The following is a 16127-nucleotide window of genomic DNA, read 5'->3' as shown; positions in this document are numbered from 1 at the left end:
AGTAGCGGGCATTATGATACGCCCCGGTCAGATAGACAGGGGAGTATCATGAATAATAGAAGTATAGTATATTGATACTCCATAACTTAATTTCTTTTATCTACAAACAATTTTACTTATTCAATGTATCAATATACTATACTTCTATTATTCATTATCGTTTACTTCTCGCTTTTTAATATTCGTTTTCCTGCTCGATGATGTCTATTGCTTCGGCAATACCACTTACCAGATGGGTAGCTTGTTTCTGGACAGATTCCGGTGAAGAATGAAAAGTAAATGAGACATCCACGGTTTCTAACATTGGAAGGTCATTATAGGAGTCGCCGATACCATAAATTTTATTTGCCTTTAAGTGTTTTTTCACAAATTTAATGCCAGTTCCTTTGGAATTTCCTTTGCAGACAATATCCACACTGGTTGAGTTCTGGTATCCGATGATTGTATCTCCGTATCGGGCATTGAGTTCCTCACAAAGTGTGCGGGACGCTTCTAAGCTGTCTAAAACATAGGATACACCGATAAATTCTAAATCAGACATATCATAGATGGACTGATAAATATCCGTGTCAACATCATATACTTTTTCCTGAACGCAACAAAAACTCTTTTCTGTTACAAGCAATGGATTGTAACCATATTTATTTTTGAAATGTAAATACATATTTTTAATGACAGAAAAGGGAATGGAGGCTTTATGTAGTATCTTATAGTTTTTATCCAAAATCAATGCACCTGACACAAGAATATAAAAGTCAAAATCGATAATATCTTTTGCATCAAAAAACACATCGAAAAGTGCGCGTCCGGTGCAGAGACCAAAGAGATTTCCCACTGCCTGAAACTGTTCTATTTTTTCTATGTCTTCCTTTCGAATATAGCCATTTTCTCCCTGATGGTAAAACAGCGTATTGTCAAAGTCACTTGCAAATATTATCATTTGATACCTCCTTAAAAACTTTCTATTGAAATAGTATAACACAACTGGTATAATAATAGCAAGAATTGGAATGCAAATAAAACCAAAAAGAAAAGAAAGCAGGTGAAATTATGCCATCTGGCAGAAAGGTATTCCTGAAAGAATTTTTTGTTTTAGCACTTCCTATCATGCTTCAACAATTATCAGGAACGATCTTAAATATTTGTGACACAATTATGGTAGGAAAAATATCAGATAAAGCGATTAGTGCTGTAACTGTAGCAAACAAGACATATTTAATATACGCATTATTCATATATGGAATCAGTAGCGGTATTATGATGTTTATGAGCCAGTATTATGGGGCTAAAAAATACAAATTGGCGAAAAATACATTAAAGTTTGGCTTGGAGGTATGTATCATTATAACAGCAATATTTGTTATTGCAATTGTACTTTTTCCAACTTTTTTTATACATATCTTTGTGAGCGGAAAAGAGATATTAGATTTAGGTACCCAGTATATTAGGATTGTTGTATGGTCCTATATCCCAATGGCATTAAGTCAGATACTGGCAGTGTATTTCAGAGTTTTTAAAAAGCAGAATATTCCAGGCGTAATGAGTATGGTTTCTGTAGGATTAAACATTTTATTTAACTATATGTTTATTTACGGAAAACTAGGGATGCCAAGACTGGAAATCGAGGGAGCAGCGTTAGCTACTACAGTAGCAAGATATATTGAGTTTATGTTTTTATTTACAATTCTTATGCTGTTTCATAATGGAAAAGAAATTTTTAAAGCAAGTGCTGTCAAATTAAGTATTTCAAAGAAAATAGAGATTATTCGAAAAACCATTCCGTTGATGTTCAATGAGGGAATGTGGGCAATTGCATTGAGTTTAGTATTCAGAAATTATTGCCGTGTAAGCGAGACATATATTCCTGCGATAACTGTAGTAGATAATGTCTTTGACTTGTTGAATGTAGCCTATTATGGTTGTTCCGTGGCAGCAGGTATTGTGATTGGAAAAGTTCTTGGAACAGGTAATATGAAAAAAGCATGGACGACATCGAAAAAACTCATTGCTATTTGCCTTACAACAAGTATCAGTGCCACGGTGTTAATTTGTGCCACATCGGGAGTTTTACCAAGATTCTTCTCATTGACGGGAAGTGTATATACGATGGCAACTACATTACTGATTATGAAAGCAATGTTTGGATGGACGCAGGGGTATAGTGAGACAATATACTATATTATCAGAGCAGGTGGGGATGTAAAAGCAGTTTTGGTAATTGATGGATTGTTTATGCTATATGGACCGTTTTTGATGAGTACAATTGTTTCTTATGGAACAAACTGGCCGATTCAGATTGTTTATCTCTGTACGGAAGCAACATATATTATTAAAATTATCGTTGCCACATATTTTTATCGGAGAAAGAAATGGTGTAGAAACCTAACAGAATAATTGTTTTTATATAAAATGATTGGAAGGTGGGGACTGAAAGATACTTTCAATCTTCGCCTTGGTTTTCATTGTAAGTATCAAAAGATTTTAGGAGGTAGAATATGATTCGAGTAGGTGCAGTTGGAGATAACTGTGTAGATATGTACGATAATATCGGTGAACTTTATGTTGGAGGAAATCCAGTGAATGTGGCTGTATATATTAAAAGACTTGGTGGAGAGTCAATATATGCAGGTGTGGTAGGAAGCGATGGCTATGGAAAATGGGTGAAAGAAGAACTGAACAAAAAAGGTGTAGATGTTTCTATGGTAAAAACAATCGAAGGCACTACAGCCATCAGTCATATTGATTTAATTGAGAAAGAAAGGGTGTTTGGCGAATATGAAGAGGGCGTATTGCCCAAACTGTATTTGACAGAAGAAGACTTGAGTAAACTGGCAGACTGTGATGTGGTTGTAAGCAGCGTGTGGAGTTATGCAGAACATTATTTTGAAAAAATTAAAAAACTGGGTGCTGTTACAGCCATGGATTTCTCTACAGAATTAGATTCGGAAATCATTGACGTAGTTGGACCTTATTTAGATTATGCGTTTTTCTCCTTTGAAGAGGGCGACAAGAAATTAGAAAATTTTATGAAGGATATTTATCAGCGAATAAAAGGAATGGTTGTCGTTACCAGAGGAGAAGAGGGCAGTGTGGTTTATGATGGTAAGGAATTTATCTATCATGGAATAGAACCTTGTGAGGTTGTGGATACATTAGGTGCAGGAGATAGTTTTATTGCAGGTTTTTTATATGGTATGTCAGAGGGATTATCCGTCAAGGAAAGTATGATAAAAGGAGCAAAAAACAGTAGTGTTACGATTGGATATAAAGGTGCATGGTAAAAGGAAAGGGAGTTGATACATATGGAAAAGAATATGCAGTATTATGTAAAAATATCAAATGAGGTAATGCTTAAAAATGTTCATAGAAGAAAGGCATTGACAAAAGACCTGGTGGAAAAATATTTATCTTCTGGCAAATATAATATATGTATTGTAGCCTCAGGTTCCTCTTTAAACGCTGCACTAACAGCAGAAATGTTTATGAATAAATATTTGGGAGCAAAAGTTACAATTATCAGTCCTACGGAGTATATGTATTACAGAAAAGCGTTAGTGAAAGATGATTTTATTATTGTGATTTCCCAGAGTGGATGTAGTACCAATATTATTGAAGCAGTGCTGGATATGAAGCAGGATGGAATTGTACCTATGGCATTGACAGGAGATATGGAAGGAAGTCTGAAAAGATATGTGGATACATTGATAGAATATGGTGTGGGAAATGAGACGGTAGAATATGTGACGTTGGGTATGATAACACTGGTGGAATATCTGATATTGTTTGCACTGGAGGTTTCACTTTCTAGAAAGGTTATTTCTGAAGGAGAATATAAAAAAATAGTGGAAGATATGATTCTCTGCTGTGGTGCAAACAAAGAGGCATATGATAAATCTGTGGTGTTTACAAAGAAATATTATAAAGAATTATTTCAAATGGACCGAGCGATTATTGTGGCAGATGGGGCCAATATGGGAATTGCCAGAGAGGCTAGTCTGAAATTTGGCGAAACGCTAAAAATTCCTGTGCTGTATTGTGAAAGTGAGGAGTATGTTCATGGACCGAATATGCAGTTGACGCCGGAGTATTCTGTGTTTTTTATTGATACGAATCCAAAGACAGACAGAATGTATGATGTCTTTAAGGCAACAGGAAAGGTGATACGTCACGTATATCTGGTAACCAACAAACCAGTACAAGATGGGGAGAATATACTACAATTTGATGTAGATGTTCTTCCAGAGCTGACACCGTTGTTTACTGTAGTGTTGTTTCAGTATATTAGTGCCACGGTAACAATCGAAAAAAATAACTTTAAATGTCACCCGTTTTTTGAGAAATTTGAAAAAACTATAAAGATAAAGACCGATGAATATGAAGAAATATATAAAGCGAAACATGAACAGTAATAGAAAATTTATATTAGAATTTATGGCACTGGCACTTCCAATTATGTTGCAGTCTTTGACTGGAAATATTTTAAATATTTGTGACACTATGATGGTTGGAAAGGTATCGTCCATTGCAATCAGTGCAGTAACAGTATCAAATAAAATTTTTATGATTTTTTCCTTATGTACATTTGGAATGGCAAGTGGCATTAGTATGTTTATGAGTCAGTACTATGGTGCAGAAAATATAAAAAAGGCAAAAAATACGTATAAGTTTGGATTACAGGCATGTATTATAATTGGAATATTATTTCTTGGAGCGTTGACTATTATGCCGGAGCCTTTAATCAGAATCTTTGTAAAGGGCGATGAGATTGTTTATCTGGCACTGAAATATGTGGATGTAGTAAAATGGTCCTATGTTCCTTTTGCAATAAATCAGATTTGTGCAGTTTATTTCAGAGTGTTTAAAAAACAGCATATTCCAATGAATGTAAGTATTGTTTCCGTTGGAGTAAATATTATATTGAATTATATTTTGATTTATGGAAAAATGGGAATGCCGGCTTTTGGTGTTAGTGGTGCAGCGACAGCTACTCTATTGTCCAGATGTATAGAATGTAGTACTTTATTGATAATTATACTGGTGATTGGTCGGGAAAAAGAAGTTTTTACACGAGGATATGGTTCATTAAGCAGAAGAATGAAAATGGAAATTATGAAAAAAACAATTCCGTTAATGTTTAATGAAGGAATTTATGCTGTTGCCTTAACGTTAGTTTTTCGAAATTATTGCGTGGTAAATGAGGCATATATTCCGGCAGTAACGGTGGTGGACAACGTATTTGATCTGGTTAATGTAGCGTTTATGGGATGTGCCCATGCGGCAGGAATTGTTATTGGGAAAGTTCTTGGTTCCGGTAATATCGAAGAAGCCAAAGCAAAATCAAAGAAATTAATTGTGTTAGGGCTGGTGGTCAGTCTGATGTGCAGTTTTGTTGTGATTACAATATCCGGTTTCGTGCCAATGCTGTTTTCTCTTACAGGAAATTTATTTGGCATGGCAACGACGCTTCTTCGAACAAAAGCTTTGTTTAGCTGGGGACAGGGGTATGGTCTTACCGTGTATTTTATTTTAAGGGCTGGTGGAGATGTAAAAGCAGTTCTGCTGTTAGATGGGTTATTTAATTTGTATGGACCGTTTTTGATTAGCACGCTTGTAACATATTGCACAGCTTGGCCGATACAGATTGTATATATGTGTACAGAAGCAACATATTTGTTAAAGATATTTATTGCTACATATTTCTATAAGCGTGGAAAGTGGTGCCGAAATCTTGCAGTAGAATAAAGAAAAAAGGAGGAACATGTATTATGAAAAAAATATTGAATCGCATGGCAAAAATCGGACTGGAGATTGTTATGTATCTTTTTGAACATATTTTCTTAGTTATTGGAATCGCTATTCTTATCATTTTGTTAATCGCAAAAATGTAATGAAAAAAATAAAAAATGAAAAAAAGGGTTGCATTCCACAAAATTAACTGGTATATTAAAAATACAAAGTGGATTGCTAATAGAACCAAAGTGCACGTTGGGCATATTCGAATCTGCTTCGGAAAATGAAATAAATAAAATTCAAAACAGAAAAATCAAAAACAAAAAGCGAAACAGAAGTCGCGGAAAGAGAGGAAAAAATGGCAGAAGTAACAGAGAAGGTAATATTACCAAAGTTTGACAAGGAAAAGTATTTTAAGGATGGAGAAATTGTATACGGTAAGCGTGAAGAAGTTGAGGAAGCAGCAGATAAGGTTTGTGCTGACGGATTCAAGAATATCGTTCTTCTTGGAATCGGTGGAACAGAATTTGAATTGGCACCAATCGAGTATCAGGTAAAGAAATACAGTGATATTGATATTTCAGCGTATAATGCGGCAGATGCAAATACTGTACATCCAAAAAATATCACAAAAGATACAGTTGTTGTTACAGCAAGTGCCAGTGGTGATACAGTAGAAATTGTTGAAGCAACAGAGTGGATTGTGGAAACAGGTGCTCAGGTTATTGCATTTACAAAGAAAGAAGGAAAGTTAGGAAAATTCTTAACAGAAAAAGGAAAAATTGTCATTGAGGCAGATGTAACAACTGGTGGATGTGAGTTTTCCTATGTACTGTTTAACTTTCTTGCATTTAAGATTATGAATAACAAGGGAGCATTCCCGAAATATAAAGAATTTGCAGATGGAATGAAGGGTGTATTCCAAAATCTTTATGACATCAGAGTACAGTTTGATGCCAGAGCTGAGGAAGCAGCAAAGAAATATTACAATGCTCCATACAGTATTTTCTGTGGAAGTGGTGCAGCATGGGGAGAGACATTACTCTTCGCTATGTGTATCTTAGAGGAAATGCAGTGGGTAAGAACACGTCCGGTGACATCCGCACAGTTCTTCCATGGAACATTAGAATTGGTAGAAAAAGGAGTGCCTGTATTTGTTGTTAAGGGTGAAGATGAATATCGTGCTCAGGATACAAGAGTTGAGAACTTCTTGAAGAAGATTGGGCATGAAGATGCAGTGGTTATCGATCTTGCAGAGTTTGCACTGGATGGAGTAGATAAGGAATTCAGACCGATTTACTCACCAATGATTACAACAGCACTTTTAACAGACAGAATGGCAAGTTATTATGAGACATATACAAAACACAATTTGAACTATCGTCGTTATTATCGTCAGTTTGAATATTAAAATATGGATATTGTCTAACTCTTGAGGGCGGGAAGATTTGCTTTTTACGTCCTCCCTTCCTATAATAAGAAATTGGAGGATATAAAAGATGAGTACACAGAAAATAGAATTGGCAGCAATGAACTGTCATCATAGATTTTATGAGTTGGAAGATTTCTTTGCAAGTGCAAAAGAGAATGGATATAAGTATGTAGAAATCTGGACCGGACCACAACATTTTTTTATGGATTACAATGGTTATGAAAGTGTGGAAAAACTGAGAAGATTAGAAGAAAAGTATGGAATTAAAGTCATTGGAATCTGTCCGGAGCAGACGAATCCGAAGCCGAATAATATGGCTGCAAAGGATGAAAAAATGCAGGAGAGGGTTTTGAAATACTTTAAGAATGCTATAGATGTGGCATGTGAAGTGAAAGCCAATCAGGTCGTGGTCACCAGTGGATGGGGATTTTTAAGTGAAAGTGTGGAAGAGGCATATCATAGAAGTGTCATTATGCTGAGAAAGGTGGCAGAGTATGCCGCAGAAAAAGGTATGAATCATATATAAAGATGATCCGGAAGGATATGCAGCAGCACTTACCAGACACGTTGCATTCTTTAATATTACACCACAGTTAGCACCTTTTGTTGGTGGTATCGCAGTATCTATGGAAGAAAAGGTTGCCACAGGGGAACTTGAGGGAGCCGCAGTAGATTCAGTAAAAGCAGCTTTGATGGGACCGTTATCAGGTATTGGTGATTCGATATTCCTTGGATGTATCCGAGTAATTGCTGTAGCAGTAGGTGCATCATTGGCAGCAACGGGAAATGTTTTAGGACCTATCCTTTATTTCCTTATTTACAATATTCCTGCATTTTTAGTTCGTATTTTTGGCGCACGTCTTGGATATGATTTAGGTTTCTCATTCCTGACCAATGCACAAAAGAGTGGATTGATGGATAAGATTATGTACGCCGCAGGTATTGTAGGTACAATGGTTATCGGTGCAATGAGTAGTAATATGTTCTGGGCAACACTCCCTACAAAGATTGGAAGTGGTGATTCAGCAACAACACTTCAGGAAATATTAGATGGCATTATGCCTGGTATGTTAGGAATTGCAGCACTTGGTATTTATTACTGGTTGTTAAAGAAGAAGGTAAACCCGATGATTCTTATTGTTGGTACCATGATTCTTGGTATTGTAGGTGCATTCTTCGGATTCCTGGCTTAGGATGAGTAAAAACGGTTAGATATAATCGGCAGATAAATATAGGGACCTGTCTGAATAGCAGGCAGGTCTCCAGTTATAAGGAGGTATTGGTATGGCAGTTGAAAAATATATTGATTATATAGATGATCCAAATGATACATATGAAGAATATTTAGAGAAAGCGAAAAAGTATAATTTCCGATGCGTATTTTTCGATGGGGAAGATCTGGATAGTTATCAAAAAGGTTTGGAAATATTAAAAGGAACAGATATTGTTTTAGCAGGAGCAATCGACTTCCCGGAAGGTGTTATGTCTTTAGAGGAAAAAATGAAAGATTTTGAAAAAATGGCGGCAATGGGAGTTCCTGAAATAGATTATGTTTTGAATCAGAAAGCGGTAGAATCAAGAGATTTTGAAACGATTGAAAAAGAGATGACAACGATTGCAGAATTCTGCAGAAAGAATAAGATAAAAGATAAAGTTATCGTTGAAATGTGTAAATTAGATGGCGATGAAGAAGCAAAAAGAAAAGTATGTGAAATTGCCTTAAAAGCAAAACCTGTTTATCTGAAAACTTCCACAGGAAGAAGTTTTAAAGGAGCAGATTTAAATGATGTAAAATTAATGAAAAGTATTTTGAAAGATGCAGTGAAAATCAAAGCTGCCGGTGGCATACATAATTATGAAGAGGCGAAGGCATTTATTGATGCAGGGGCATCAGCTCTTGGAGCAAGTGCTGGTATTGCCATTGTAGAAGGGGAGTCGAAATAAAAATTGAAAATTTATAAAATAAAAATAATGAGAAGCGAAAGGTGATGACAAAATAGATGAGAAAATATATTATTGCTACGCATGGACATATGGCTTACGGAATCAATACAACGTTGAATATGTTGATTGGTGCGCAGGAAAACCTTACAATTATTAATGCATATACGGATGAGTGTAAGGATCCGATACCGGAATTCGAAAAAATAATTGCAGAAAATCCGGAGGATGATATCGTTATTATGACAGATTTATTTGGTGGCAGTGTCAATAATAATGCTATGCTGATGACTAAAAATGAAAGAGTCCATGTTGTTACCGGAATCAATCTGGCTGTTGTAATTTCGATTGTTATGTCAGACAGTAGTACACCGACAAAACAGATGATAGAAGAGGCGGTAGCCAGTGCAAAAGACATGATTATTTATTGCAACAATTTGGCAGTGGAGACTAACGAAGAGGAGGAGAACTTTTAAAGAAGATAGAGATTGAAAGAAAATTATGCTGGTAATGGAGGAATCATGATTAAGGCAGTTATATTTGACATGGATGGTGTCATTATCGACAGTGAACCATTATATCTGGGGTGGTATAGGAAGTTTCTTGAAGAAAATAATATTTTTGTAGAAGATAGAGAATTTAATAAAATCGCCGGTGCCTATGCAAAGGTGGAAGAAGAACTTTTGGCAAAATGGTGGAATGAGGCGAAAGCAGATCATAAAACCGGTGAAGAGATATTTTGTTTATTCGATGAATTTTATGAAGAATATGTAAAAGAACATCCGTATTCGTATAATGATATTAAGGATAAAGATATTCATGATGTCATGTGTACGCTGAAGCAGAATGGTTACAAAATTGCCATTGCATCATCTACACCGATGGATGGTATTCAATATGTTATCAAAGAAATTGGCATTGTGGAGTTTGTGGATGTTATTGTAAGTGGTGAGATGTTTCAGGAAAGTAAACCAAACCCGGAAATTTATAATTATACATTAAGCAAATTGAACTTAAAGCCGGAAGAGTGTATTGCCATAGAGGATTCTACTTATGGAATACAGGCGGCAAAAGGTGCAGGGATTACTACATTTGCAAAGAGAGATGACAGATTTCATTTTGAGCAGGATATGGCAGATGTGGTAATTGATGATTTATTACAGATTATCAGATTTTTTAAAATATAAATATCATAACTTTCTCTAAAAGTATTAATTACTTTTACCCCTCGTCTTGTGGCGAGGGGGTTTTTGTTGCAAAAGCCCTGCAAGCGATATTGTGCTTGCACAAAATATCATTTGCAGGGCGTAAGAACAACGAGAAGCTGTGCTTCGAGATGCTCGCTTGCGAAATCGAGTAGGAGTCAGCCTACTCGATTTTAGAAAAAGGAATTTGAATATTAATGAAAAAATGCTATAATAATTGTATTAATCAAAATATTGTAAAAATAGATATAAGTACCATATTTTATCTGAAAGGCACGGATTATATGAAATTATTGAATAAGGATGAATTTATAGCCAATGAAATAAAATATATGCTCATTGAAAAAAAATATCAGGAAGGAGATAAACTTCCTTCGGAGAGAGAAATGGCTGAACAGTATGGAGTGCAGAGAGCGACCGTTAGAGATGCATACCATATTTTAGAAGAGGAAGGTATTATCGAGATTCGTGAGCGAAGTGGCAGATACATGAGACATACCAGAATTAAAACAAGTCTGGAGGAGATTAAATCGTTTCGGAAGAAATTAAATGATATTGGAATGAAAGTGAAAAATAAACTGATTTCCTTTGAGATTATTGAACTGGATAAAGAATTATATAAAAAGATGAAATTGCCGATTGGTACATCTGTATATAAAATTACAAGAATTAGAAACGTTGTAAGAGAGGACGGGGATTTCCCAATTGCTATTGAGTATTCGTATATCCCTGAAGCATTGGCAGATAAATTGTTACAATATAACTTAGAGGAAAATTCTTTATTTGAAATTTTGAGAACACAATATGGAAGAGTTCCGAAAAAAGAAGATCAGATTATTGAAATTGTATATGCCAATGAATTTGAGTCAAAAGCGTTAAAAGTAGATCAGATGACAGCGTTGATAAAAAAACATGGCATTACCTATGATGAAGAGGGTAATATATTGCAGTATCTTCATTCGGTAATGAATATGGATTGGGTAGAGTTTGAGAAAGGCAATAAAAAAATAGAAGAAAAGATAAAGGAGGCAGCCTATGGATTATAGAATGCCGCTATATATTCAGTTGCAGGATATTATTATCAAAAAGATTGAAGAAAAAAAATATTTACCAGGGGAAGCAATACCCAGTGAGAGAAAGATGGCAGAGACCTATGGAGTCAATCGAATGACAGTAAAGAGTGCAATCAATAAGTTGGTTGAACAGGGGTATCTGATTAGAAAACCGGGAGCAGGCACTTATGTGGCGCAGAGAGATTATAAAAAGATTGATTTGTCATATATGGATGAGATCACAGGAAACTCAGGTGTAACAGCTATGCTGACAAGGTCTGGTATGGAAACAAGCAGCAAGGTACTGGGATTTGGTGAAGTCGCTCATAGCAAATATTTAAATTACAAATTAGCTCTAGGTGGAGAAGAAACTGTGTACGGATTACATCGTGTACGTTTGGCAGGAAATCAGCCTTTTGCTATCGAGTATACATATATGCCGAAACAAGATTTTGAAGATATTGAAAATTTCGATTTTTCAAAAGTTTCATTGTATGATTATATGGATACAAAGGGACATATGCCAAGGCACTTTATACAGAATTTGATTATTTGTGAGGCAAATGAAAAGGTAGCGGAATTGCTTGGTGTGGAAAGAGGTACAGCAGTATTTAAAATTGAATCCCAAGGTGCAGATAAAGACTATAATTTGGTGGAATATACAAAAAGTTATATGAATCCGGCTTTTGCCGAATTCCGCTTCTTAGCAGAAGAAAAATAAGATAAAGTTACGAAGTATCAAACATCTAAAAATATTATAATTTTAGAAAAGAGATTGTTTCTGGTCCGAGAATATGATAAACTGGTTCTATAAAGAACCAGTTTATTTTTGTTATGGGTCGTGACCCTGTTGAGCTCGCGAAGCGTGCGAAATATCAACCACCCGCTATGCGGGTGCACGGTGTATGTTATACAAAAAAATCACCTTTCCATTTATAATGAGGTTGTTCAAGCCGAAATTATAAATGGAAAGGTGATTTTAATGGCAAATAAGTCAAATAGTTTAGCACACACCAAATGGATGTGTAAGTACCACATAGTATTTATCCCAAAGTATAGGAGAAAAGCAATATATGGAGTATACAAAGAAAGTATACGTGAAATATTGATACAACTATGTAGGTACAAAGGTGTGGAAATATTGGAAGGACATCTAATGCCAGACCATGTGCATATGCTAGTAAGTATTCCACCGAAAATAAGTGTATCACAGTTTATGGGATATCTCAAAGGAAAAAGTGCACTCATGATATTTGATAAGCACGCAAATTTAAAGTATAAGTATGGAAACAGACACTTTTGGGCAGAGGGATATTATGTAAGTACTGTAGGATTAAATGAGGCAACAATAAAAAAATATATCCAAGAGCAGGAAAAGCATGATATTGCAATGGATAAATTAAGTGTAAAAGAATACGAGGACCCTTTTAAGGGTAGCCGGTAGTACAAACGCCCTTTCAAGGGCGGCGACGAGTCAAGGGCATTAAGGCTTGAACAGAGTGAAAGCCAGCGTCTATATGCTCATTATCCATGGAAGTGGCTACTGAAATCGGGAACGGAAGGTGTTGCCACATCTGTTTATGGCAGAAATTTAATGCGTGGAATGATGCAGGTTTATGACGGTAACCAAAAGCGTTATGCACAAATTGCCGGACATGGCTTTCGTATTTTGGCAGAGGCAATGGAAAAGAATCTGCCGTATGAGCTTAAGTGTCCAGCTTTGTTGATATGCGGTACACAGGATCATGCCGGTTCGTGCATACGGTATAACAAAGCGTGGCATAGAAACACGAAAATTCCTTTAACATGGATTGAAGGAGCTGGACATAATTCTAATACAGACAAACCTGAACAGATAAATAGTTTGATAGAAGAATTTGTTACAAATATTTAACAATAGACAACTTCCAATTTGATGGAGTAATGGATATGAAAATACGAGAAGTGAATGAGAATAAAAAGCAGTTTATATCCTTATTGCTATTAGCTGATGAGCAGGAAAATATGATTGATCGCTATCTTGAAAAAGGTACTATGTATGCACTTGAAGATGGTAATGTAAAAGCTGAATGTGTTGTCACCGATGAAGGTAATGAAATACTTGAAATCAAGAATATCGCAGTTGATCCGGAAAATCAGGGAAAGGGCTATGGCAAAGCATTAATTGACTTCCTTGCAAGTAAATATGCAGATGAATATTCTATTTTGCAGGTTGGAACAGGTGACAGCCCGTTGACCGTACCGTTTTATGAAAAATGCGGATTTGTCCGTTCGCACAATATTCCGAATTTCTTTACGGACAATTATGACCACCCAATTTATGAGTGTGGTGTACAGTTAATAGATATGGTATATTTGCAAAGATGTTTATAACTTCCAGTTTAAGAAGTTTATGGGGACTGTCCCAAAGGTGACATCATATTGAATCAAGAAGAAAAACAGTAAGAAGGGACAGAGAGTAAATATGAGCTTTCTGTCTTTCTTTTGCCTTGCATATCAATAATTGATCCAGTAGACCAATTTTGATTCGTGTGGAATTATGTTTTGTTCAGTTGCATCTGGCTCAGTTGAGACCGGACAAAATGATTGAGGATAGACACGTCAATTTGAATTGTTTGTTTTCATAAAATGTGTTATAATCAAGTTAGTTAAAACTAACTAATTATATTGCAAAAAAGGTTACGCAGAAGATTCTGATATTTGAAAAGGACGAACAAAGCATGTGAAAGAGTCTTTATACGTGAATGTAAAACCACACGTCTGATGTTAAAATTGAAATTTTGGAGATTATTATGGCTTTTGATTTTAAGAAAGAATTTAAAGAATTTTATATGCCTAAGAATAAACCAGAGATTGTAAATGTACCTAAGGTAAATTATATTGCAGTTAGAGGAAAAGGCAATCCAAATGAAGAAGGTGGGGCATATCAACAAGCAATCAGTATTCTATATGCTGTTGCATACACATTAAAAATTAGTTACAAGACCGATTATAAAATTGAAGGTTTTTTTGAATATGTTGTTCCGCCATTGGAAGGTTTTTGGTGGCAGGATGATGCCGTTGGTGTAGATTATACAAATAAATCTGCTTTCAACTGGATTTCTGTTATTCGTTTGCCTGATTTCATTTCTAAAGCTGATTTTAACTGGGCGGTAGAAACAGCAACGAAAAAGAAGAAACTCGATTGTTCGTCAGCAGAGTTTCTTACGATTGATGAAGGATTATGTGTTCAAATTATGCATATAGGTTCTTTTGATAATGAGCCAGCAACAGTTGCTCTTATGGATGCTTATTTAGAACAAAATGGGTATGTTAATGATATTAACAAAGATAGATTGAACCACGAGATTTATATGTCTGATGCAAGAAAGGCTGCCCCAGAGAAATGGAAAACTGTAATTAGACATCCGATTAAGAAAGCGTAAAATCGGTATTTAACGAGGAGGTAATGATTATGAGTAGAAATATAAAAGGTGGTTTTTTAACATTAAGTGGTGTTGTTGGTATTGTAGGAATGATAATAGCAGCAATGCAAAATCCAGCAACTGCATGGGTAACGCCACCTGGAAGAATGATTGTAAGTATTTTAGAAAATGGATTATTGATTCCTACGGTTTTATTCCTTGTTCTTTTTATTTATGGATTGTATATTCTCCTAACGGAGAAAAACGATTGAGCAATACCGGTTTGTCGAATTAAGAAAACCGGTATTTGTGGAGGAGGAATTCTGTAATGAAATTTTTTGAAAATACCCGTAAGCCACAAGGCTTCGGCGGAAAATTGATGACGAAGATGATGAACAGTGGTCACGCCAAATTATCGCAATGGGGATTCTCAAATATCTCCGCAAAGTCTGATTCTGAAGTTCTGGACGTCGGCTGTGGCGGCGGAGCAAATATTGCTGTCTGGCTTGATAGATGTAGAAATGGCCACGTGACAGGAATAGATTATTCTGAGGTTAGTGTGGCAGAATCTCAAAAATTGAACGCCCTCGCCATTAAACAAGGGAAATGTAATGTAGTTCAAGGAGATGTATCTGCTATACCATTTTCTGACGCGACTTTTGATTATGTTTCTGCCTTCGAAACAGTTTACTTTTGGCCAGGATTAGTAAAATGCTTTTCCGAGGTCAACCGTGTGCTGAAAAGCGAAGGCATATTCCTGATTTGTAACGAGAGTGACGGAACGAATGCCGCAGATGAAAAATGGACAAAGATGATCAATGGTATGAAGATTTACACATCTAAACAACTTGTTGCCGCTTTGAAAGAAGCGGGTTTTACAGAGATCAAAACGTATTCAAATGCAAAAAATCATTGGATAAGTATTGTTGCAACGAAATAGCCAAATTCCAATTTATCTACGCGATGCATTCGCATTTCGCTTTGCTTCATGCTCATGTCGCGCTGTCGCGCTATGCATCAACACTTGAATGTGTCTGACTGTGAGCAAGCTCCCGTCAGCCAATTCAGTGTAGCTGCGCATCGCTTGTAGAAATGTGCAAATGCTAATTTGTTCATAAGATACTTTATTCTAGCTGAAGTAAGGTTGCCGTATTCATACTCGTTATCAAAAATAAGTGTGTTAGTATCCGGTCCAAACCCGACATTTTCAGAGATATACAAAATCTGTTTTTTGCCGTTAATTACAACACTTTTTCTGATAGCTGCTTTCAAAGTCCTAAATTCCTTTAATTCTCCTGTTTCCAATAATACTTTATACATTTTTTTATCCTCCTTGTTTCTGTGAGTTTGCAATGGCATATTC

Annotated in this window: 20 protein-coding genes; 18 read left to right on the top strand and 2 right to left on the bottom strand. The window is 35.8% G+C overall.

Annotation, left to right across the window (positions count from 1 at the left end; translation table 11 throughout):
• Window positions 1-175 precede the first annotated feature (175 nt).
• Window positions 176-940, bottom strand: a complete 765-nt coding sequence (locus DWZ69_RS11580; RefSeq protein ID WP_118000654.1) for an HAD family hydrolase — start codon at window positions 938-940, stop codon at window positions 176-178.
• A gap of 110 nt (window positions 941-1050) precedes the next feature.
• On the opposite strand from DWZ69_RS11580, the gene DWZ69_RS11575 reads away from it, so the two are divergent.
• The 18 genes from DWZ69_RS11575 to DWZ69_RS11490 all read left to right on the top strand — a co-directional run bounded on the left by DWZ69_RS11575 (window position 1051) and on the right by DWZ69_RS11490 (window position 15704).
• The gene (locus tag DWZ69_RS11575) at window positions 1051-2394 is read left to right on the top strand and encodes an MATE family efflux transporter (protein WP_118437141.1); all 1344 of its coding nucleotides are present in this window, start codon (window positions 1051-1053) and stop codon (window positions 2392-2394) included.
• Between the two features lie 101 nt (window positions 2395-2495).
• Window positions 2496-3281 carry a fructoselysine 6-kinase gene (frlD, locus tag DWZ69_RS11570; RefSeq protein WP_118437139.1) on the top strand — a complete coding sequence of 262 codons (786 nt, stop codon included), beginning with the start codon at window positions 2496-2498 and terminating at the stop codon, window positions 3279-3281.
• A gap of 21 nt (window positions 3282-3302) precedes the next feature.
• Window positions 3303-4409: an SIS domain-containing protein gene (locus tag DWZ69_RS11565; RefSeq protein WP_118437138.1), complete on the top strand. Its 1107-nt coding sequence runs from the start codon at window positions 3303-3305 to the stop codon at window positions 4407-4409.
• Window positions 4375-5742, top strand: a complete 1368-nt coding sequence (locus DWZ69_RS11560) for an MATE family efflux transporter (protein ID WP_199640877.1) — start codon at window positions 4375-4377, stop codon at window positions 5740-5742. Before DWZ69_RS11565 ends, DWZ69_RS11560 begins: the two co-directional genes overlap by 35 nt.
• 346 nt (window positions 5743-6088) lie before the next feature.
• Entirely contained in the window at window positions 6089-7141 is a 1053-nt protein-coding gene (locus DWZ69_RS11555; protein WP_118437134.1) for an SIS domain-containing protein, read from the top strand.
• A gap of 88 nt (window positions 7142-7229) precedes the next feature.
• Window positions 7230-7688, top strand: coding sequence for a TIM barrel protein (locus DWZ69_RS11550; protein ID WP_118437132.1), 459 nt, complete (start codon window positions 7230-7232; stop codon window positions 7686-7688).
• Complete coding sequence (locus tag DWZ69_RS11545; protein ID WP_118437130.1) at window positions 7678-8355, top strand: PTS system mannose/fructose/sorbose family transporter subunit IID; 678 nt, start codon at window positions 7678-7680, stop codon at window positions 8353-8355. The genes DWZ69_RS11550 and DWZ69_RS11545 overlap by 11 nt, the downstream gene beginning before the upstream one ends.
• 91 nt (window positions 8356-8446) lie before the next feature.
• Window positions 8447-9106: a deoxyribose-phosphate aldolase gene (gene deoC / locus DWZ69_RS11540; RefSeq protein WP_118000678.1), complete on the top strand. Its 660-nt coding sequence runs from the start codon at window positions 8447-8449 to the stop codon at window positions 9104-9106.
• Between the two features lie 56 nt (window positions 9107-9162).
• On the top strand, window positions 9163-9579 hold the full coding sequence (locus DWZ69_RS11535; RefSeq protein ID WP_118437128.1) for a hypothetical protein: 417 nt from the start codon (window positions 9163-9165) through the stop codon (window positions 9577-9579).
• Window positions 9580-9624: 45 nt separating this feature from the next.
• Window positions 9625-10290: an HAD family phosphatase gene (locus DWZ69_RS11530; RefSeq protein ID WP_147337655.1), complete on the top strand. Its 666-nt coding sequence runs from the start codon at window positions 9625-9627 to the stop codon at window positions 10288-10290.
• Window positions 10291-10592: 302 nt separating this feature from the next.
• On the top strand, window positions 10593-11354 hold the full coding sequence (locus DWZ69_RS11525; RefSeq protein WP_118437147.1) for a GntR family transcriptional regulator: 762 nt from the start codon (window positions 10593-10595) through the stop codon (window positions 11352-11354).
• The gene (locus DWZ69_RS11520; RefSeq protein WP_118437126.1) at window positions 11344-12081 is read left to right on the top strand and encodes a GntR family transcriptional regulator; all 738 of its coding nucleotides are present in this window, start codon (window positions 11344-11346) and stop codon (window positions 12079-12081) included. The genes DWZ69_RS11525 and DWZ69_RS11520 overlap by 11 nt, the downstream gene beginning before the upstream one ends.
• Window positions 12082-12342: 261 nt before the next feature.
• The gene (gene tnpA, locus DWZ69_RS11515; RefSeq protein WP_118437124.1) at window positions 12343-12804 is read left to right on the top strand and encodes an IS200/IS605 family transposase; all 462 of its coding nucleotides are present in this window, start codon (window positions 12343-12345) and stop codon (window positions 12802-12804) included.
• Window positions 12805-12954: 150 nt separating this feature from the next.
• Entirely contained in the window at window positions 12955-13254 is a 300-nt protein-coding gene (locus DWZ69_RS11510; protein WP_243081052.1) for an alpha/beta hydrolase, read from the top strand.
• 35 nt (window positions 13255-13289) lie between these two features.
• On the top strand, window positions 13290-13733 hold the full coding sequence (locus DWZ69_RS11505; protein WP_118148958.1) for a GNAT family N-acetyltransferase: 444 nt from the start codon (window positions 13290-13292) through the stop codon (window positions 13731-13733).
• 419 nt (window positions 13734-14152) lie between these two features.
• Window positions 14153-14785, top strand: coding sequence for a GyrI-like domain-containing protein (locus DWZ69_RS11500; RefSeq protein WP_118437122.1), 633 nt, complete (start codon window positions 14153-14155; stop codon window positions 14783-14785).
• A 29-nt stretch (window positions 14786-14814) separates the two neighbouring features.
• Entirely contained in the window at window positions 14815-15036 is a 222-nt protein-coding gene (locus DWZ69_RS11495; protein ID WP_020993165.1) for a hypothetical protein, read from the top strand.
• A gap of 56 nt (window positions 15037-15092) precedes the next feature.
• Window positions 15093-15704: a class I SAM-dependent methyltransferase gene (locus tag DWZ69_RS11490; protein ID WP_118437120.1), complete on the top strand. Its 612-nt coding sequence runs from the start codon at window positions 15093-15095 to the stop codon at window positions 15702-15704.
• Window positions 15705-15781: 77 nt separating this feature from the next.
• Here DWZ69_RS11490 and DWZ69_RS11485 read toward each other — a convergent pair whose 3' ends face one another.
• Window positions 15782-16084, bottom strand: a complete 303-nt coding sequence (locus DWZ69_RS11485) for a hypothetical protein (RefSeq protein ID WP_147364292.1) — start codon at window positions 16082-16084, stop codon at window positions 15782-15784.
• Between the last annotated feature and the right edge of the window lie 43 nt (window positions 16085-16127).

Origin of the sequence: Eubacterium sp. AF34-35BH (assembly GCF_003477765.1) — a bacterium.
Classification (GTDB): domain Bacteria; phylum Bacillota; class Clostridia; order Lachnospirales; family Lachnospiraceae; genus Eubacterium_G.
The sequence above is the reverse complement of the archived record's forward strand: the minus strand, read 5'-3'. Positions and strand labels throughout refer to the sequence as shown.